This window comes from Pirellulales bacterium (assembly GCA_035656635.1).
GTDB lineage: Bacteria > Planctomycetota > Planctomycetia > Pirellulales > JADZDJ01 > DATJYL01.
Map to the genome: position 1 here is coordinate 19,086 of DASRSD010000078.1, position 20,071 is coordinate 39,156.

Genomic DNA, 20,071 nt, shown 5'->3' on the forward strand with positions numbered 1-20,071 from the left:
TGAATCACGGAACTGAATCGAGCAATTGGTCGTTGGAGCTTGGTCATTCTCAGTCATTCGGACTTGAACAGCAGCGTCAAAACGTCTAACGCTCCAATCGCTTTGTGTGCATCGCGCATCCCTTGTTCGTGGCAAGCGTCCCAGAGGGTTAACGCATAGTGCAAATACTGTTCACGCAGCGCGGCCATGGTTGATGCCGTAAGCCGCTCGCTAAGCTGGGTCCAAAGTTGATTTACATTTTCCACGGCCCCTGCCACGGCGTGAACTGCGTCGTAGATGGAATCGTCCAACTGCTCCAGAAGCTCGATGCACGCGGGGTCCGTTACCGTATGGATTTTTGCCCCTGAGCCAGCCACAAAACTAACTGGGTCACGGCTATAGTTGCTATGCGAACGAGTACGTGGCGAGCGCGGCTCGGAATTCGATTGAACGGCAGCCGTCTGATTTCGGGGACGGTCGGTGCGATATAGCCGTTCGGAGGCGGCGGCCAATCGTGGAGGCTGGGGAGCCGGCTCTTCGGAATTTGCCGCGACGACAATGGCCTCGCGATGCAATTCCTTCCGTAGTTGTTCTCCCAACGAATTTAATTCTTCCCAGCGCAAATCAGGACGTCGTTGTTGCAATGCTGCGGCGAGCTGGGGCAATTGATCGAACCGGATTGCGTCGGCCACATAGGCCGCCCAACCCGTGAGTTCCACCGCGGCGGCGCCCGGGGAAGACAGATCGATCAAGGTCACTCCTTCGTTGCGCACGGCACGGTGCTGTTCGGCGGCATCTTCCGACACGGGTGCTAAGCGAAACGGACGCCGGGGCGAAAATCGTAGACCGGTGGTAAACGTCAATGCGGTGCGACATTCTGTGGGAAAGCACTGCAGCAATCCGCCGAACAAAGTCTCGCAGTGTGCAGTGCCGGACAGGAGATGAATTCCGGGCTCCATCGCCGCCGCAATCAATTGGGCCACCTCCTCCGGTCCGCGTTGATCGGCCAGTTGCGCCAGCAAACCCTCGTCGACGGTGTTGGCTCGGCCTACCAGAGTAAACGGCTCCAGCGTGGCTGGCGGCTGATCGTGCACCGTCAGCACGCCCTTGGCCCACGCGGCCCGCAACACGGCAAACGGATTATTCGCAAACCGGGCCAGCACAGCAGCGGGCACGAGCAGAAACTGGGTGTAGATTCGTGCTCCGCCGCGACTGCTGTACTCTTGCCCCGCGGCCACGGTTTTCGATACGCAATAGGTCCCGCACTGCAAACAGTGAAAATTCACGCTAGATTGTTCGTCCCGATCGGTATTCAACGCATCGTGCGATGGTCCCCACACCGCCAATTCGCGCGCCTGCCTGTCCGTTACGCCCGGACTCCGTGCCAAAAGCTGATACCCTGCCGCGTGTTCGGTGCGGGCGGAAGTAAATATGGCCTGTTCGATCAACACGTGGAGCTCCTGCAAGATTGGTTTGCTCTGCCGAAAGTCAAGCTGATATGGTTCGATGCAAAGGAAATGGAGTAACCGATACCTTTTAGCGTTTCGATCGTTCACGCTTGGACCGAATTTGCTCGACAATCCAGCGGAACGGTTCGAGAATGCCTCGCGGCTCAATCCGTAGCGGCGCGCGCACTCGGCCTGCGCTGGGAACGTTCCGCATGCCGGTCGCGCCGGCGACTCCCGCGGCAAAAAATTTGTGCTGATGGAATCGTTCCCGACAGTATTGCCACAAGCTAGCGGCATGCCGCTGGGCATAAATTGTCGGATCGTCGAAAGAATCTTCGCATTGATCGGCCTTGCTGAACACAAGCGCTACGGGCCGCTGTTGCCACGAGTTCTTTTCGTCGGTTTCTAATTCACTGAGATAGGTCAGCAACTTCATGGTGAAATAATTTTGTTCGTTATGGCCGGAAAGCAGGCCCGTGCTGTCGACCAGAATCATCGCGCCGGCACACTTCTGCAAAAACGAGCGAATGGCCACATAGGAATGGGGATGTTCGACCTCTTCCAGCAACGCTTCGCCCGCCACGTCGGGCATAATCAGCTCAAAGGGGTGTTTTTCTTGCGGGCGGCGAACCTGGCAGTGAACCCAATTCCAGCGATCCGGTTCGTTCGACGTTTTTGCCGGAAATTCGCAGCGCGCCAGCGCTTGCATGGCATTCTGCTGCAGCGTGACCGAGAAAGCCCCGCGGGCCACGATTTGCATTTCGTCCGGCATGCGCGAGAGCATATCCAGCAGCATGCCCAAGTACACCGTTTTTCCGACGCCGCTGGAACCGATGGTAGCGACCATTTGGGGCTGCAGTTTTTGCGACTGGGCCTGGTGCGCCAGCGCCATCGGCGCCTGGCAGTGCCGGCACAGCTCGGCATCGAATGCGTTTCCCTGGCCACAAATATAACAAGACACCTGTACGGCGTATTGGGCCAGGCGGTACGAATCCATCGGCAGCACGGCTTTGGTCATGCCAGCGTCTCCTCGACGGCCTCGTCGTGAAACAATTCGGCTTGTTCAATGAATGGAGGTCCTTGGTGTGCCATCTCGCCACATGGCAATTCGTCTTGTTCCGCATGCGATTCACCGGGCAAGGAACTTCCCGCGATTGCAGCAGATGAATCAGCAAGTTGATCGAGAGGCTTACCCGGCGGCGGATCGGTCGGCGGTCCGGCAATGTCGCAGAGGCTTAAGGCACAACGAAAACCAATGTTATGCTTTCGCAGAATGGGGTTTTCGCCGCTGGCAAATTGGCACGTGGCCTGATGTTCGAAGTACGTGTCAAACGCGCCGCCACGAATGGTCTTCAACAGGGGGCCATGGCCGTATAACACTTCCTCCGTGGTCGGTTCGGTTTCCAAGGTGGTGGCGGTCCACTCCCAAGCATTTCCAATCAATTGATATACTCCGCCGACGCTAACGCCCTCTGCGAATTCGTCGACCGCCACCATCCGGCCGGGCTCAGATCCCCAGACGTTTGCCTTGCTGCGATCGAACGTTTCTCCCCATGGATACTGGCGCTGCAGCGAGGTGCCTGCACTGAGGGTTACCGGCCAACTGCCGGCCTTGACCCATTCCGCATCGGTCGGCAAACGCTTGCCGACCCAACGTGCATAGGCGACCGCCTCGTACCAACTAACTCCGACCACAGGCAAGCGCTCCTCTCCGGGCAAATACCGTCCGTCTTTCCAAAACCGCGGTCCGGGTTCTCCCGTTTGATCTGTGAAATCGAGCACCGCGGGCCAAACCTCTTGGTCCCAAATTGCCATTTCCTGATATCCACCAGCGTTGACAAACTGCTGATACTGCTGGTTGGTGACCAAATAGCGGTCCAAAAATACGCTTTGCACCGCCACGGTGAATTCCTGAGGAGAATTGAAATCTTCGGTGGCAAACAGTGGGTAGTCGACATCGAACACACACGGCTCTAAATAAACAGTTCCCGCCGGCACCAAGCCCATCGAATCGCTTAACGCCTGCTTGGCTTTTTCGTAAAAATCTGGCATTAAATTGCGCGCAATTTGGGCCCGCAACAGCAACGCAAAGCGCCCGTCAACAAGCATTTGATCTACAAGCGAACCGACATCGTCCGCCGTTGGTACAGCATGGGCTGGCGGATGGCTAACCTGCACAGGTGGTTGCGGAAGAAGTTGCTTGCTTTTCAATAAAAAATGCGCGTGTTTGTGCCAATGCGGCAGCATGTGGCGGATGCGAGTAAACATGGTGGGCACCTCCCGTGAAGCTTTTTCATAACGCGGTCGTTTCTCAGGCGGTGTATCTGTATTCCGGATGGTCCGGACTATTTTTGTTTGCGGCGTCGAGCAACATCTTTCTGCAAAATCTCGAATTGGGAAAGAACCGAGCCCAGCACCGGGTCGGGATTGCTTCCTCCGGCTGAGTGCGGTGGTGGGGCGTACGATGCTGATGAAGGCGAAGGCTCTTCGGCTGCAGCGGCATAATCTTCGTCTTCCATTTGCAGCACTGCCGAAGCCACGTGTTCGGCCGATAGTGGCGCAAGACGCCGCGGGGGCGTCGGCGGGGTAATTGCCAAATCACTTTGTTGGGTGATCCACTTGGTTTGCTTGTCGAGAATGCGGCGTAATTGGCGGAGCTCAGTCATCCACTGGACGTGCTCGTCCGACATTTGCCGTTTTTGCCCCGCAATAATTTCCGCCATGTTGACGGCTCGACCACGGATGTTTTCGAGTTCTTCTTCCAAAGCCTGCCGTTCGCTTTCCAGCTCGGCCACGCGAATTTCCAGCTCGGCATTGTTTTCCGTGTTCTCATCCAGCGTGGGCTGAAATTCCTCGGCCAGCGGGCTGCGCAACTCTTCCAGTTGTTGGCGCTGCAGCGCCATTTGCGCTTCCGCCTGCAACAGCCTGCCGTGCAAAGTTTCCAAATCAGTGAACAAATCGGTTACAAACTGGGCATAACTTTCTTGTCCCGCTTGTAACGCCGCCAGCGATTGTTTCAAGGTTGCTCCGGCGCCGGCAGCGGTGGATATAGACACGAATGAGCCCTCGATCACCTTGGGCTTGAACTGCCCAAGGCAAAGTGTGAACTTCGGTCGCCAAGCTCAACAAGCGCGCTTTTGCCGGAAATCGATAAGTTGCAAAAACCGCGATCTGCTGTGAAATGCAATCGCTGGTCGCGATACATTCCCCGCTTGGTCGAATTGCAGGAACGCCGCTGGAAATGACTTGGCGCCGATCCTCAATAGCAACCCTAGTTCATAAAAGGATTAAGGGCAAACCAGAGGCGGTTCGCGCTATTTCGCACAGCGCCACGGACCAGCCTCCCCCTTGCAAGCCGCGGTAAATATGCCATCGTTCTCATATTGGAGCTAGAAACGGCGTGGATTTTGCACGATAGGCAACCAGAAATCAGCATCTTTATGAGGAGAACTCCCATGTTGAAAATTAGAAACATTTGTGGCTTGACCGCCGCGGCGCTGGTGCTGCTGGCTGGATTGGCAAACGTGAGCGCTGCCCAAAGCACCCCGGTTAAGAACGCCTCGCTCAACTCCAGTGGCGACTGCTGCCAAACCGCTCCCACGCCGGCGCCCGCCTGCACAACCTATAAGCCGTGCATCACCTATCGCGGTTGTTGCGATTGCTGTGGGCCGAAAGTCAGCCAGGTGCTGAAAGTGAAAGATCCGGGCGATTGCTGCTGCAACAGCCTGGCCGAAATTCCAGTGTGCTTGCCGGCGTGCTGCAAAAATCCGTGCGTGAGTTGCAAGTGCGGATTGTTAGGCCGCGGCGTGGTAACGTACTCCTACGATTGCTGCTGCGTCACCGTAATTTTCACACGCTGCGGCGATGTGATTGTGCGCTACAGCTAAGCCGGTAATCGCTTTCACTACAGAAACCACCTGGCGGCTGAATGAGATAGCGCCGGCGCCAATTTAAAAATCTGCACTGCTTAAAAATCCGCGCTACCCGGCGTGCGGGGAAAGGGAATTACATCGCGAATGTTTCCCATTCCCGTGACAAATTGCAAAATTCGCTCCAGCCCGAGTCCAAAGCCGGAATGCGGCACGGTGCCATAGCGCCGCAAATCGAGATACCACCAATACGGCTCCGGGTTTAATCCCTGTTCTTGCATTCGTTGCTGGAGCACGTCGAGCCGTTCTTCACGCTGGCTGCCGCCAATAATTTCGCCCACGCCGGGCATTAAAATATCCATGGCCCGAACCGTTTTTCCATCGTCGTTCACGCGCATGTAAAAAGGCTTAATGCTGCGCGGATAATCGAACAAAATCACCGGGCTTTTGAATTCCTGCTCCGTCAGCCAGCGTTCGTGCTCGGCCTGCAAATCGTTTCCCCAGGTGACGGGAAATTCAAAGGTTTGGCCCGATTTCATCAATCGTTCCACGGCTTCCGTATAGGACAGCCGCACGAACTGGCTGCTGACAATGTGTTCCAGCGTGCCCCGCACGGTTTTATCAATCCGCTCGTGAAAAAACTGCATTTCTTCCGGGCAGTTTTTCAGCAAATCGGCCAGAATGTGCTTGATAAATTCTTCGGCCAACTGCATGTTGTCGGGCAATTCGTAAAACGCCATTTCCGGCTCAACCATCCAAAATTCTGCCAAATGGCGTGAAGTGTTGGAATTTTCCGCCCGAAACGTGGGCCCAAACGTGTAGATTTTTCCCAGTCCGCAAGCATAAGCCTCGCCGTTAAGTTGTCCGCTGACGGTGAGATAAGCGGCACGCTGAAAAAAATCTTGCGCGTAATCGACCGCCGCTTCTTTCCGCGGCAACTTGTTCAAATCGAGAGTGGTGACTTTGAACATGGCCCCGGCCCCTTCGCAATCGCTGGCGGTAATGATGGGCGTGTGCAAGTAAATGAATCCGCGCGCTTGAAAGAATTGGTGAATGGCCCAACTCACGCGATTTCGCACCCGGGCCACGGCCCCAAACGAATTTGTGCGGGGCCGCAAATGCGCAATGGTGCGTAGAAACTCGAACGAGTGTCCTTTCTTCTGCAAGGGATAGCTTTCGGCATCGGCCAGGCCGTGAACGGTCACTTTTGCGGCAGCCACCTCGGTCGATTGCCCTTTGCCTTGCGAGGCCTTCACTTCCCCTTCGATGGTCACACTGCAACCGGGGGAAAGATGTTTGATTTCGTTCTCGTAATTTGCCAATTTGGCATCGGCGACAATTTGAATGTTGCCCTGACACGAGCCATCGTTCAATTCCAAAAAAGAAAAGCCCCCTTTGCTGTCACGGCGAGTGCGAACCCAGCCCGACAACCGCACCTGGCGGCCAATGGCCTCCGTTTTTCGCGCCGCCGCAACGCTGATGGTTTCCATGGTTCCTCCGTGATTGCGGTCAATTTTATATAGCGCTCGCCTGTCGGCTCGCGGCTAAACGCTTGCTCAATGAATACCCTTGGCCGAAAGCCAACGTTCGGCATCAAGTGCAGCCATGCAACCAGTGCCGGCGGAGGTAATGGCCTGGCGATAATAATCGTCGGCCACGTCGCCCGCGGCGAATACGCCCTCGACACTGGTGTCCGTTCGAAATCGCGTGGTCCATTGGATGTAACCTTTTTCGTTGGTCACCACTTGGCCTTTTAAGAATGCCGTATTGGGCGTGTGGCCAATCGCTAAAAACACGCCGCTGGCGGGCAATTCTTTGTGGGCCGCATCGCATTTTTCTGCATCGGTGCAACGCAGCCGCACGCCGGTGACGCCGTCTTTATCGTTGCCCACCACTTCCGCCAATTCGTGATTCCACTCCAGGTGAATTTTCTCGTTATCCATGGCTCGCTCTTGCATAATTTTGCTGGCTCGGAGCTTATCGCGGCGGTGGACCATATGCACTTTGGAAGCATACTTGGTGAGATAGGTAGCTTCCTCGACGGCCGAATCGCCGCCGCCAATCACGATCAGCGGCTTATTGCGGAAACGCGGCAAGGCGCCATCGCACACCGCACAAGCGCTGACGCCCCGGTTTTTGAACTTTTCCTCCGAGGGCAGACCCAAATAATTGGCACGCGCGCCGGTGGCGATAATTAGCGTGTGTGCTTCGGTCTGCATTTTTTCGAGTGAGTGAATGACAAACGGGCGGTGTTTCAAATCAACTTCCACTACGTCGTCGGTAATGATGCGCGTGCCGAAGTTGAACGCTTGTTGCCGCATCAATTCCATCAGCTCCGGCCCAGTCACGGCGTGCTTTTCCTCCAGCACGTTCAAATATTGCAACCGTTCCGGCGATAAGGCGGTGCCGACGAAGTGCTTTAGCTCTCCGGAAGGAAAGCCGGCATAATTTTCCACTTCGGTCGTCAAGGCCAACTGACCCAGCGGCAAGGTGCCATTCAGGCGATTTTCTTCTGTGACGGCACCTTCAAAAACCAGCGGCTTAAGTTCCGCTCGGGCCGCATAAATGGCTGCCGACCAAGCGGCCGGTCCACTGCCAATAATCACAACTTTTTCCGCCACAGGTTAGCTCCTTCGCAAATTATATTGAACCGCAGAGACACGGAGTCGCGGAGAATACATTTATGTTCTTCAAGCCGGCAATTATAGGGAACTCCGTCAAGGCGTCCACCGGCATTCAACTTGTCGCAAGCGAATGGGTCGGTTATTCTGTCGACGGAGTGGTTTTCTCTGTGTCTCCGCGTCTCTGCGGTGAATTCTTCCGTCTGAACGAAAGTCGATTGAATGCACGCCATGCCGGTGATGATTGTCGTTCTGTGCTGTTTAGCGATTGCATTTCGCTTCTACAGCAAATTTCTGGCCAGGAAAGTTGCCGTGCTGGACGACAGCCGCGTGACGCCGGCCCATACCATGTATGACGGCCAAAATTACGATCCCACGAACAAATGGGTATTGTTCGGCCATCATTTTGCCGCAATTTCCGGCGCGGGTCCACTGATTGGGCCCGTGCTGGCGATTCAATTTGGATATTTGCCGGGCCTGATTTGGATTGTCGTGGGCGTCTGCCTGGCCGGCGCTGTGCAAGACATGCTGGTGCTGGCCGCAAGTGTGCGGCATGGCGGTAAATCTCTAGCCGAAATTGCCCGCACGGAAATTGGCCGCGTGGCCGGAAACACCGCTTCCATCACGATTTTATTCGTGGTCATCGTGGCACTGGCCGGGCTGGGGATTGTGGTGGTGAAGGCGCTCGGGGGCGATCAAATCCAGTTCCCTCCGGACGCCGTCGTTATACTTCCGCCCAATTCGTCTCTGGAAACGTCGAGCGATGGCACCACGGACTTCGGCAAAGTGCCAGCGGGAGCGATCGTCAAGTATGCGGATGGGACGGAAGTCATTCGCAGCGAGAGTTTCAAAATCTCCGCGCCTGCGGCGACTGAGACGCCGCCGTTCGGACTGCACAATGGCAAGCTGTATCCTTGGAAGCAAAACGTCCCTGGCAGTTCCTGGGGCACATTCACCATTGCCTGCACCATTCCCATCGCCCTGTTCGTGGGACTGTACATGTACAAGCTGCGAAAGGGAAAAATTGTGGAAGCGTCGCTCATTGGCGCGGCGGCCACCATCGGCGTGACGGTGGCGGGCGCACTCATTCCCGGTTCGGCATGGGAGCGGTTTTTTTCGCTCTCACGGGAAGAGACGATTATTGCACTGTGCAGTTATGGCTTTATTGCCTCGGTGCTGCCGGTGTGGCTGCTGCTTTGTCCCCGCGATTATTTATCGAGCTTTCTGAAAATCGGCACGGTGGGTCTGCTCGTCACGGCGGTGATTGTGGCCAATCCGCAATTGCAGGCTCCCGCCGTCAATCCACAATTTGCCGGCGGCGGCGGACCCAATTTGAACGGCCCCATATTCCCGTTCTGCTTTATTTGCATTATGTGCGGAGCCATTTCCGGATTTCACGCGCTGGTGTCGTCCGGCACCACGCCCAAAATGATTTCGAAAGAATCGCACGTGCGGGTGATTGGGTACGGTTCGATGCTGATCGAAGGCTTGGTCGCCGTGATCGCTTTGATTGCCGCTGCCTCGATGCCGCAGGGAGATTATTGGGCCATCAACATCGACTTGGCCCGCGCTCCGCAGTTTGCCAATCAATTGGCCGCCCTGGATGCCAATCACGACAATTTGTCACAAATCGAACAGCAAGTGGGGGGCGAATCGCTCCGCGGGCGCACCGGCGGAGCGGTCACCCTGGCCGTGGGCATGTCGGAAATTTTTACCCAGGCCATGCACCGTGTGGCGGGCGATGCCGTCAGTCTCGATGCGGTGAAAAAGTACTGGTACCACTTCGCCATCATGTTCGAGGCGTTATTTATCTTGACGACCATTGATGCCGGCACGCGAATTGCGAGGTTCTTGCTCCAAGAAGTGCTAGGCAAAATCTGGAAGCCGTTTGAACGAACCGATTGGCTCCCCGGCGCTGTGATTGCCACGGCCGCAGTAACCGCCGGCTGGGGCGGTTTGATTTGGGCCGGCTCGATCGACACCATTTGGCCCATGTTTGGCATTGCAAATCAACTACTGGCTGTGATTGCACTCACGGCCGTTACTTCGTGGATCATCAATTCCGGCCGCGGGAAATACGCCGTTCTCACCATCTTGCCGATGCTGTTTGTGATATGCACAACCATGACGGCCAGTTACCAACTCATGGCCGGACGGTTCCGCAATGATTGGCTCGACGGCTGGGCGCGAAACAATTACGGGCTCATGATCAAAGGCTGCCTGAACATGGCGCTAACGCTGTTCATGATGGCCGCTGTAATGACCATTTTGCTGCAGGCGGTGACACGGTGGATCAACTACTCACGGGCCCAAAGCGCACGCCTGAAGCGATAAATCGGCCGCGGTTACTTATCACGGCCTGCTGTGGTCACTTTTTTTTCACAGGAACCTGGGCGGCGGGCTTGCCGGGTTGACCGGCTGCTGGGGAAGAAGCGGATGCCGATCCGCTGCCGGTCGTTTCGTTGGCGCCCGCTTTGGGCAGCGCGATCGCGGCCACCGGCTCATCAATGCGGATGGCTTTGCGGCCCTTGAACGCCCCGACCCGAGCATGATATTTGGCCACGCCTTCCACACTGATTGTAATTGGCGTGTTCACATCTTTTTCCGTGGTGATAATATCGCCCACCCGCAGGCCGATTAAATCGCTGGTGGTAATTTTTGTGTCGGCCAGTTGCGCCACCAATTGCACGAGCGCGCCTCGCAAATTTTGACTGATCCGCTGGGTGCTTTCCGGCGTGGCACCACGCCGGCCATAGGCCACCCAACTGTTGGACGATAGTTTTTGCCCGATGCGCTCGATCGAGTTGAAGGGAATACACAAATTCATCATGCCCCGCGCTTCCCCCAGCGTAATTTCAAAGCTGATGAGCACGATCACTTCGTTCGGTGGCACAATTTGCACCAGTTGCGGATTGCTTTCCACCCGTTCGACCGCCACGCGCAACTCGATGACGTTCATCCATGCCCGGCGAAATTCCTCCAAAAACAGTCCGGTAATACGGGCGACCAAGCGCAGCTCAATTTCGGTGAGAGGCCGCCGAGCCAGCGGCGTGGCATCTTTACCACCGCCCAACAGCCGATCAATAATCGGAAACAAAATCGAGGGATTGATGTCGAGAATGAGATGCCCGTCGAGTGGCTCCGCCTTCAGCAAGTTGAAGCAGGTGGGATTTTCCAGACTGAACACAAACTCGCTATAGGTGAGCTGATCGACGCTGGTTAGCTTTACCTCGACAATGCTGCGCAACAAGCCGGATAGCGCGGCCCCGTAGTTGCGGCTAAAACCCTCGTGCAGCGTTTGCAAGGCCCGCATTTGCTCCTTACCTACGCGTTCAGGCCGCTTGAAATCGTAAGGGACAATTTTTTCGCGCGGCCGGCCTTCTATGTCCGGCAAGGCCGATGGCGCGCCAGCCGGGGCAGCTTTTGCGCCGGAATTGCTGTCTGACTCCATTTGAGTCAGCAGTTTTTCGACATCGGCCTGACTGAGAACGTCGGTCATCCTTCGCCTCCATGCTTTGAAGGGGCGCAGACCGCGGGGTGAGGGACGAACAAGCTTGCGTCGGCATGGCTTGCTTCGATCCTCGACCCTCGATCCTGGTCCCTACTCTCTCACTTGTCCTGCACCGAGCACGACGTACTTGTAGCTGGTTAATTCCTTTAAACCACATGGCCCGCGAGCGTGAAATTTATCGGTGCTGATGCCAATTTCCGCACCAAGGCCGAATTCGCCCCCGTCGTTGAACCGCGTACTGGCGTTGACCATGACGGCGGAACTGTCAACTTCCTCCGTGAATTGCGTGGCGGCCGAAAAATCGTCCGTAATAATTGCATCGGTATGGTGCGAGCCATCATGGTTGATGTGCCGGATGGCCTCTGCGAGGGACGATACTACACGGGCCGAAATAATTGGGCCAAGGTATTCCGCCGCGTAATCTTCCTCGGTGGCCGTTTTGGCTTGCGGAATGAACTCGCGCACCTTCGCGTCGCCGCGAATTTCGATTCCCTTTTGTACCAGTGCCGCGCCGATGCGGGGCAGAAATTCCGCGGCCACGTCGGCATGCACCAGCAGCGATTCCGCCGCGTTGCAGACGCCCATCCGCTGGCATTTGGAGTTGATGGTAATACGCTGGGCCATGTCTAAATCGGCTGAGCGATCGACGTAGACGTGGCAGTTACCGGTGAAGTGTTTGATGACCGGCATGGTGGCCTCCTCGGCTACGCGGCGAATCAGGCTTTCGCCGCCGCGGGGAATGGCCACATCGATCCATTCGTGCAGGCGCAGAAAATGCCCCACTGCTTCCCGATCGGGTGTGTTCACCATTTGGACGGCATCCGATGGCAAGCCGACTTCGTCGAGCATCTGCCGTAGCAGTTTGACAATTGCGTAACTGCTGTGTGTGGCTTCTTTGCCGCCGCGCAAAATGACCGCGTTACCGCTGAACACGCAAATGGCCGCGGCATCGGCAGTGACATTCGGCCGCGATTCGTAAATGAAAAACACCACGCCCAACGGCACGCGCACTTTGAGGACTTTGAGTCCATTGGGACGGACGGATGATTCCATCACCTCACCCACCGGATTGGGCAACATGGCAATCTGTTCCAGGGCAGCGGCGATGCTTTCGATGCGGGCCGGCGTGAGCTTCAAGCGGTCGATTTCGGCTTCGGTCAATCCAAAGCCGGGCGCGGCGGCCACGTCGAGCCGATTCGCTTCCAGAATTTCGGTGGCCCGCTGACGCATGACCTTGGCGGAACGACGCAGCCAATCGATTTTTTGCGCACCGGTGGCGCGGGCCAGCTCCGTGGATGCCGCTTTGGCGCGCTGCGCCACATCCAGGCAATAGGCTTTCAGATCAACCTTTTCAACGATGGCCATGATACTTTTTGGCTCGTGGCAACTTATTGCTGCAAAACAGTTTACGGCGGGCAATCTGCTTGCCGGCGCAGTTCAATGCGCTACCGGAAGTATCTCTGAAACTCCTATCAGAGTCAACGTCGGAGCGATCGCGAAACGTCTTGTTTTAACGGTATTTGGCCCCTACCGGCGCTTTTCCATTGGCATCCACTGAGGCTGGGCCGTTACGACTATTGAGCTTGTGTAGGTTGACCCCGATTCGTGCCAACCGCCTCGAACAGCATTAAAGCGTGTCTAACTTGAGCGACATCATGCACGCGCAGGATTTGCACGCTTTGTGCTGCCAGTGCGCACGACACGCCAATGCCGGCAGCGGTTCGATCAGCTCCTGTGCTCCCCAGCATGCCATTCAAAAAGCTTTTCCGCGAATGGCCAACAAGCACCGGACAACCGAGTTCGTGCAGCCGCCAACAGTTGGCCAATAGCGTCAGGTTGTGCTGCGGCGTTTTTCCGAAGCCAATGCCGGGATCGAGGCAAATCCGAGACAATTCCATTCCGGCCGAAATTAAATGATCGCGCCGCTCCCGCAGAAAAGCAAACACTTCTGCGAAAACATTTCCGTAGTGTGGATTGTCCTGCATGGTTTGCGGCGTCCCCTGCATGTGCATTACGCAGATGCCGGCGCCGGTTTGGCAGACAACCTCCAATATTTTTGCATCGCCGCGCAAAGCCGTTACATCGTTGATAATTTCCGCGCCAACAGCCACGGCAGCGCTCGCCACGGCTGCTTTGGAGGTATCGATCGAGACAGGCACCTTCGCAAGTTTGCAAACCGCTTCGATAACCGGCAGCACGCGGTCTAACTCGGTTTGTTGGCTCACGGGTTCGGCATACGGGCGTGTGCTTTCGCCGCCAATATCCAAAAGATCGGCCCCTTCGCTCACGAGTTTTTGTGCGTGGGCAATGGCCGCTTGGGAATCGAGAAACTGCCCACCATCAGAAAAACTATCGGGTGTGACGTTCACAATGCCCATTAGCAGAGGACGGCACGGCAGCTGCAAAGCGCGCGTGCGGAGCTGCCAAACGGCCGCACGTTTTGAAATAGATGGCTCCATCAGATTGATGGTAGCACATCGGGCGGTGGCCAGCAGCACGCTATGCCGCAAGTCCGAATGGATTGCAGATCGGCGCCGAATCGGCAGGATCTATTCGTAGCAATCGATCACGGTTCACCACGGTCGTTCCATCAAGTCGACAATTTGCTTGGCCAGTTTTTCGACGACTTGATATTCGCTGGTCGCATACGATTGGCCGTACTCGGGAATGTATTGGGCGCTGGCGCCGATGGTGGTAAACTCGGGAGGGAGCGGGACGGCGCCGTTGTAAATGACGTCTCCCTTGCGATTGATCCACGTGACTTGCACCTGGTAGTTGACTTCGGTATCGCGGGCTTCGTCGAAGCGGTTCAAATCGGTCACGCGCTTGGTATCGCGCACTAGCTTTGCCGTAAGCACGCTGTCAGCATTGGGGCTGCCGACAACTTTGTATGGCGTTTCTTTTTCGATTTGCTTGCCGATGGCTTCGGTCAATGCCTCGCCCAAACCGGGCCGAAAGCTGTGCGATTCGACCATCGGCACGTACACCGTGCTAATATCGGGCGGGAATAGCGAGGCGTTGCCAAAGTGATAGGTCGCGCAGCCGGAAAGGAAAAGCAGAAGGCAGAAGGCAGAAGGCAGAAGGCAGTAAGCGGTAGGAGGTAGGCGGTGGGCAGAATTACAAAGCCGCGACCGTTGTTCGCGCGGCTGGCGAAAGGTGGATGTCAAATTGCGCATGCTTACCCACCGTTTGCTTCCAAGAAACTGCTTGAGCGAAAATTATCGCGTTTGGACGGGGCTTTCCCCAGTTGCTTGGTAGTTTTGGTTGGCTTCCTGCTGACGATCTGCCGACTGAACAGCCGGAATTAGCGGATTGGGGTTATCCTTTTGCTGCTGAGCCAGGAATGTGTCTCGGCGATCTTGCGTATTGACATCTTCGGCAACACTTTTGGGCTTCGCCCAATCGGTCAAAAATGCCAGTCGGCTGGGCGGTTCATTTGGTTTGCCTTCCAAGGCCGCCAGACGGGTTTTGGCTTGGTCGGCGAATGGCGTTTGTGGATATTCCTTGAGTACTTGGGCGTAATAAATGCGGGCTGCGCCGTAATGATCGCCTTTGTCCCAATATTGGGCCAACTGCAAATCACGCGTGGCCATTTGGGCCTTTACTTCGGCCTTGGCACGAACCAGCCGCTCGCGCTCAGCGCCAATTTCATTGGGAAACTGCGCCAGCGTTTGGTCGATGAGTTGATTGGCCTCTTCCAGCGGCTTGCTGTTGTAGCCGGGTCCTTGATATTTCAGCAGTTTGCATTGCACTCCCAGCAAATGCGCCTGCAGTTGATATTTGCTTTTCGGGTAATCGGTGCGGACGATGTTGTAATAATAATCGGCGTCTTCCCAGCGATGCCGCCGGAAGGCCATGTTGCCTTCCGTCATGCAGGCACAATCGGCCAGTGGGCCGCGCGGATCGTTCACCCGCACGCTGTTGTAGGCATTGGAAGCGTGACCGGCGGTATCGAACATGGGATCGTTTTTATCGGTCCAATTCGGCGTCAGCACCCAGTGGTGGTGCAATTCGTCTTCTTGCTGCCAGTAGCGTCCAATGGCAAACTGCCGGCTAGTGGTGGCATCGAGATGGTGCGTGTTAGGATATTTTTTCAATAATTCTTCGTATTCGTCTTCGGCATAGGGATAGCGGTCGGCGAAGAAATAACTTTCCGCCTCCAAAAACATGGAGTCTTCTTCCAGCGTGGAATTGGGCCAGCGATCGGCGGCAGAGGCAAATTTTTTGGCGGCCTTATCATATTGCTTGGCCTCGAAGAATTTTTCCCCCTCGTCGAAAAATCCTTCGGCAATTTTTTGATTTGGGCCCAAACCAACGGCTTTTTTCATCTCCTTGCTGACGTTTTCCGGCGCCAAGCGGGCCCAACCCGTGGGTTCTTGCGTTTCGTAATCGGACTTCACATCGTCGGGAATATCGGAATCGCTGGGACGCCCTTTAGCGACATCGATGGGCGTGCCTTTGCAGCCAATGGTGGCTGCCGCGGCGCATAGAATGGCTACGAATGCAAAAAGCTTTGCTGTGCAAGTGGAATATGACATCCGTGTCGTATGGCTTTTACGCCGTCAGGTAGTTGTGCATTCGTGGCCGATGGCCCAGCAAATGGGCCAGGTAGTTATTCATTAGTCCGCGCAACTCGCCGCGAGTGCGGGCATCAAGCTCTAATCGTTTCCAGGCTTCGGATTGCAAATCGGCCAGTTGTGCCATGGTTTTCACCGTGCCACCGTGAACTGAAACCACCTGCCGCTTACCGGGTCGGCACTTCGAACACAGCACACCGCCTGCCAACAAGCCAAACGCAATCCGCTCGGTTCTGGGCACGATGACGCCGCATTCGACGCAAATTTCCGACGAGGGCAAGTGTCCCAACACGTTTAACGCCGCCAACTCCCAGTGCAAGACCGTATTCGATGCCGCTTCGCCGTGCGCAAGAGCAAGCAGAGTTTGGTCTGCTAGATCGAATAGCGCTGGATGCGGATCGTAATCGTCAGTCAATTCACTGAGTAGTTCGGCCACGTAATAACCTGCGTACAGGCAAGACAAGTTGCTACTGGGCGGACGGAATCGCCGATCCAGTTTGGCTTCTGTCAGCAGGTCTAGTGCTCCGGACGATTTGCGGAGGAACACTATTCGACACAAGGCCAACAGGTCAAGGGCGGATTCGAATGGCCCTTTCGGCCTGCGCGCACCTTTGGCCAAAGTCTGTATTTTGCCAAATTCGCGGGTAAATAGCGTCACCACGCTGCTAGTTTCGCTGAATTCGACCACTTTCAGCACCAGCGCGGTGGCTTTTTCAGATGACATGGAAAAAAGTTGCAGGGGCCAAGTGGTGAGCGGAAGGTAAATCCTACTCGCCGATCAGCGCCGGGGAAACCGCGAAACGGGCCAGTCCTAGTCGGCGCTGGGCACTTCAGATTCGGCGCTTGCTTCGTCTTCGGTCGGCGGCGGCAGCACTTCGATGGCCACCCGGTGAACGCGCCGACGAGCGGCCTCCAGCACTTTGATTTTAACGCCGTCGTATGTTAATTCCTCGCCCATGTGTGGAATGCGGCCAAGCTGATGAAAAACAAATCCGCCAATGGTGTCGAAATGTTCGTCTTCCGGTAGATGCAGCCCCAGCCGTTCGTTGATTTCGCTGAGATGCACTCCGGCCAAGGCTTCGCAGTGCCGATCGTCGATGAGCTTGATTCCATCGCCGGCGGGAGCATCGTCATGTTCGTCGGCAATTTCACCGACAATCTCTTCCAACACATCTTCAATCGTCACCAGGCCGGAGACGCCGCCAAATTCGTCTAGCACCACAGCAATGTGGTTGCGGCTCCGCTGAAATTCCTGAAGTAAATCGTCCACCGGTTTGCTCTCGGGTACAAAAAACGGAGGCCGCAGTAAATCGGAAACAGATCGATGCGGAGCATTTGGCCCGCGCGCCAGCTCATGCAGCATATCTTTAATGTGCAAAATCCCGACGATCTGGTCGTGGCTGTCGCCATAAATAGGAATTCGGGTGTGGCCAGAGGCAATAACCTGCTGTAACGCTTCTTCCCAGAGTAAATCGTTGGGTATCGAAATCATGTCGGTGCGCGGCGTCATAATTTCTGAAACCACCACTTCCCCCAAGGCAATCACGCTTTCGATCATTTCGCGGGCATCTTCTTCAATCAACCCTTCACGCTGTCCTTCGGTCACCACTTCACGAATTTCTTCTTCCAATTCCTCTTCGGCAAGCGTCGCGGATTCTTTGCCGGAGATGCGATTCATGGTCCGTTCCACGAAATCGGCGCCTGCGGCCGAGGGGGCCAGCACTCGACCGGAGGCGCGCCAAATGGGCCAAGTGCGGACAATCAATGGTTCGGCCCAAATGCGAGCCAACACGGCCGGGAACCAGACAATGGCCAGCCATAAAATCAGTGCCCCTCCCATGGTTTCCCCGAAAGTGGTGAGCAACGAAATCGACCAGGAAAGCCCATCGGAATGTGTGTTCCACAAAAACGCCACTGCAGCCACCACGGCGGCCGCAGTCGCAAACACGCGCAGACTTTCCGCCCCCAAGCCAGCCTGGCGATGATGTTCAATGATTTCGTCGTACTGCGGCAGCAAATTTCGGTGTCGCAGGAGTTCCCGAAGCTGCGATCGGGAAAAATCACGAAAGGCTTGCGCTGCACAGGCGGCGAAGCTGGCCAATCCCAGGGCAAAAACAGATAACCAAATTAGGGTCGCATTGCTCACGGGCAACCTTCCTTATACCGTGGGCTCAGGCCGAACTGTCGGAGATAAAAGCGCTCGCGCCGGCGCATTTTTTCTTTAGCGGCGGCTGTTTGATCGTCGTACTCGACTAAATGCAGCGCGCCGTGAATAGCGTACAGCAACAGTTCATTGTCAGCCGACCATCCGAAGCGCTGAGCAGTGCGCGCAGCGGTATCGGCACTGACGACAATTTCCCCTTCGACAAAACCGTCGCCATGCTCCAGCGGGAAGCTAAGTACATCCGTCGATTCGTCGTGTTGCAGAAATCGCCGATTAAGCTCCTGGATGGTCCGATCGTCAACAACGACCAATGAAATATGCGCTCGCTGCAGACCTTCGCCCAACAACACGGCGCGAATGCTTTCGGCCAGCTGACTTTTGCTAATGGCGTGTCGATCTTGCCGATTGGTAATTTCAACGACAATCGAGGGGACGGCATCCGATATAGGATGCGGAGAATTAGACATGGTGCGCAGCGAAGATTTCATACGACGACAAAAGAGCTTGGCTCATGCAGTTCTTTGTTCCGGATACCGCACACGGCCATGGTAGACCGCCGTCAGCGATTTCACCAGGCTTTCTTTTACCTCGTGCAATTCTTGCAGCGTTAGGCCGCAATCGTCAAATTGTCCGTCCAGCAGCCGCGCCATCACCAAATCGTGCACCAAGCCTTCCAGTCGGGCTGGAGCAGGATCGACCAGCGTACGGCTGGCACTTTCGGCAGCGTCGGCCATCATCAGGACGCCGGCTTCTTTGGTTTGCGGTTTGGGGCCTGGATAGCGGTACGAGTGTTCTTCAACTTCTCCGCGGGTAGGATCGCTTTCGCTTTGCTGTGCAGCCCGGCGGAAAAAATATTCCACCAGCGTGGTTCCATGATGTTGCTCAATGAAATCGATAATGCGCTGCGGCAAATGATGTTGTCGAGCCAAGTCGGCGCCGTCTTTCACGTGGGCGACAATGATTAAGCGGCTCATCGCCGGTAGCAGCGTTTCGTGCAGACTGGGGGAACCCTGCGCTTGGTTTTCCGCAAAGTATTGCGGTTTGAGCATCTTCCCAATATCATGGAAATAAGCGCCCACCCGCACCAAAAGCCCGCGCGCACCAATGGCATCCGCGGCGGCCTCGCCGATAGCTGCCACGTTGATAGAGTGGTTATAGGTGCCTGGCGCCCGACGCACCAATTCCTGAAGCAGCGGATGCGAAATATCGCCAATTTCCAGCAGGCTGATGTCTGTAAGCACACCGAACGATTTTTCAATGAACGGCAACAAACCCGTCATCAAAAATCCCGCCGCAACCGCACCCCAACCGGCCGGCGGAACATCATAAATTAAGGTTTGCTTCAGCGGTTGGCCGGCCAGAACGCTGTCGCCGATTTCAGTAAGCATCGCAATGATCGCCGACGCAATGCCCACATAAATCAGCTTGCTGCGGCTGCGCACTCTTCCCAGCAACAGAATGGACGAAACGGCTGCGCTCATCAGCGTAATATACGACGACAAATCTTCGTTCAATACCACGACCGACACTACCAGTACTAAAGCAGCCGTCAACAACAACGCCAGTTCCTGGTTATAAACCAGCGCCACGGTCATACCGAACAGCATCACCGGAATGGAATCAACTCGCCAGGCGTCTTTAGCCATTGCCACCAGTGTCACCGCGGCGATAAACATGCCCAGCATGGCACTGAACCGGCCGTAATTGCGAAAAATCGAACGTTCGCGGTATAGGATGTAAAACCCACTCAGCATGAACATGGCCAGCATCATGCCGAAGAAGGCCAGCGATCGAGAAATCTCCTCTCCAGGAGTTAAGGTTGCAATATACGCATCATGTTCTAGTCGCAGCAGTGCGACTTTGTCGTCGTTGATAGTTTCACCAGCTCTCACTAGAACGTCT

18 protein-coding genes are annotated in these 20,071 nt (G+C 55.8%); 3 read left to right on the forward strand and 15 right to left on the reverse strand.

The features are described from left to right. Nucleotides 1–53 precede the first annotated feature (53 nt). The 4 genes from VFE46_07355 to VFE46_07370 form a co-directional block, all read right to left on the reverse strand. Complete coding sequence (locus VFE46_07355; protein ID HZZ27811.1) at nt 54–1,430, reverse strand: hypothetical protein; 1,377 nt, start codon at nt 1,428–1,430, stop codon at nt 54–56. Nucleotides 1,431–1,515: 85 nt separating this feature from the next. Continuing rightward, nucleotides 1,516–2,445 (reverse strand): hypothetical protein, encoded by a 930-nt coding sequence (locus tag VFE46_07360; protein HZZ27812.1) that lies wholly within the window; start codon nt 2,443–2,445, stop codon nt 1,516–1,518. Next, the gene (locus VFE46_07365) at nt 2,442–3,695 is read right to left on the reverse strand and encodes a formylglycine-generating enzyme family protein (GenBank protein ID HZZ27813.1); all 1,254 of its coding nucleotides are present in this window, start codon (nt 3,693–3,695) and stop codon (nt 2,442–2,444) included. The genes VFE46_07360 and VFE46_07365 overlap by 4 nt, the downstream gene beginning before the upstream one ends. A gap of 77 nt (nt 3,696–3,772) precedes the next feature. Then, the gene (locus VFE46_07370; protein HZZ27814.1) at nt 3,773–4,483 is read right to left on the reverse strand and encodes a hypothetical protein; all 711 of its coding nucleotides are present in this window, start codon (nt 4,481–4,483) and stop codon (nt 3,773–3,775) included. Between the two features lie 399 nt (nt 4,484–4,882). Here VFE46_07370 and VFE46_07375 point away from each other — a divergent pair, with 399 nt between their 5' ends. Further along, on the forward strand, nt 4,883–5,314 hold the full coding sequence (locus VFE46_07375) for a hypothetical protein (GenBank protein ID HZZ27815.1): 432 nt from the start codon (nt 4,883–4,885) through the stop codon (nt 5,312–5,314). An 80-nt stretch (nt 5,315–5,394) separates the two neighbouring features. Here VFE46_07375 and asnS read toward each other — a convergent pair whose 3' ends face one another. Further along, entirely contained in the window at nt 5,395–6,786 is a 1,392-nt protein-coding gene (gene asnS / locus VFE46_07380) for an asparagine--tRNA ligase (GenBank protein HZZ27816.1), read from the reverse strand. A 66-nt stretch (nt 6,787–6,852) separates the two neighbouring features. Continuing rightward, on the reverse strand, nt 6,853–7,917 hold the full coding sequence (locus VFE46_07385) for an FAD-dependent oxidoreductase (GenBank protein ID HZZ27817.1): 1,065 nt from the start codon (nt 7,915–7,917) through the stop codon (nt 6,853–6,855). Between the two features lie 222 nt (nt 7,918–8,139). Between VFE46_07385 and VFE46_07390 the strand changes: the two genes are divergently transcribed. Next, the gene (locus tag VFE46_07390) at nt 8,140–10,251 is read left to right on the forward strand and encodes a carbon starvation protein A (GenBank protein ID HZZ27818.1); all 2,112 of its coding nucleotides are present in this window, start codon (nt 8,140–8,142) and stop codon (nt 10,249–10,251) included. A 34-nt stretch (nt 10,252–10,285) separates the two neighbouring features. Here the strand turns inward: VFE46_07390 and fliM are convergent, their stop codons facing one another. Both fliM and VFE46_07400 read right to left on the reverse strand, forming a co-directional pair. Continuing rightward, the gene (gene fliM / locus VFE46_07395; protein ID HZZ27819.1) at nt 10,286–11,416 is read right to left on the reverse strand and encodes a flagellar motor switch protein FliM; all 1,131 of its coding nucleotides are present in this window, start codon (nt 11,414–11,416) and stop codon (nt 10,286–10,288) included. A 102-nt stretch (nt 11,417–11,518) separates the two neighbouring features. Next, nucleotides 11,519–12,793 (reverse strand): glutamate-5-semialdehyde dehydrogenase, encoded by a 1,275-nt coding sequence (locus VFE46_07400; GenBank protein ID HZZ27820.1) that lies wholly within the window; start codon nt 12,791–12,793, stop codon nt 11,519–11,521. On the opposite strand from VFE46_07400, the gene VFE46_07405 reads away from it, so the two are divergent. Beyond that, nucleotides 12,786–12,986 (forward strand): hypothetical protein, encoded by a 201-nt coding sequence (locus VFE46_07405; GenBank protein ID HZZ27821.1) that lies wholly within the window; start codon nt 12,786–12,788, stop codon nt 12,984–12,986. The two genes, VFE46_07400 and VFE46_07405, sit on opposite strands and share 8 nt — an antisense overlap. A 16-nt stretch (nt 12,987–13,002) precedes the next feature. Here VFE46_07405 and folP read toward each other — a convergent pair whose 3' ends face one another. The 7 genes from folP to VFE46_07440 all read right to left on the reverse strand — a co-directional run. Then, complete coding sequence (folP, locus tag VFE46_07410) at nt 13,003–13,806, reverse strand: dihydropteroate synthase (protein HZZ27822.1); 804 nt, start codon at nt 13,804–13,806, stop codon at nt 13,003–13,005. Between the two features lie 195 nt (nt 13,807–14,001). After that, nucleotides 14,002–14,604, reverse strand: a complete 603-nt coding sequence (locus VFE46_07415) for an LptE family protein (protein ID HZZ27823.1) — start codon at nt 14,602–14,604, stop codon at nt 14,002–14,004. Nucleotides 14,605–14,646: 42 nt separating this feature from the next. Beyond that, the gene (gene bamD, locus VFE46_07420) at nt 14,647–15,966 is read right to left on the reverse strand and encodes an outer membrane protein assembly factor BamD (GenBank protein ID HZZ27824.1); all 1,320 of its coding nucleotides are present in this window, start codon (nt 15,964–15,966) and stop codon (nt 14,647–14,649) included. A gap of 16 nt (nt 15,967–15,982) precedes the next feature. Continuing rightward, the gene (gene recO / locus VFE46_07425) at nt 15,983–16,729 is read right to left on the reverse strand and encodes a DNA repair protein RecO (protein ID HZZ27825.1); all 747 of its coding nucleotides are present in this window, start codon (nt 16,727–16,729) and stop codon (nt 15,983–15,985) included. 87 nt (nt 16,730–16,816) lie between these two features. Continuing rightward, the gene (locus VFE46_07430; protein HZZ27826.1) at nt 16,817–18,151 is read right to left on the reverse strand and encodes a hemolysin family protein; all 1,335 of its coding nucleotides are present in this window, start codon (nt 18,149–18,151) and stop codon (nt 16,817–16,819) included. Beyond that, nucleotides 18,148–18,636, reverse strand: a complete 489-nt coding sequence (ybeY, locus tag VFE46_07435) for an rRNA maturation RNase YbeY (protein HZZ27827.1) — start codon at nt 18,634–18,636, stop codon at nt 18,148–18,150. The genes VFE46_07430 and ybeY overlap by 4 nt, the downstream gene beginning before the upstream one ends. Before the next feature lie 42 nt (nt 18,637–18,678). Next, nucleotides 18,679–20,071, reverse strand: a 1,393-nt coding sequence (locus VFE46_07440; protein HZZ27828.1) for an HDIG domain-containing protein, incomplete at its 5' end; no start/stop codon positions are given.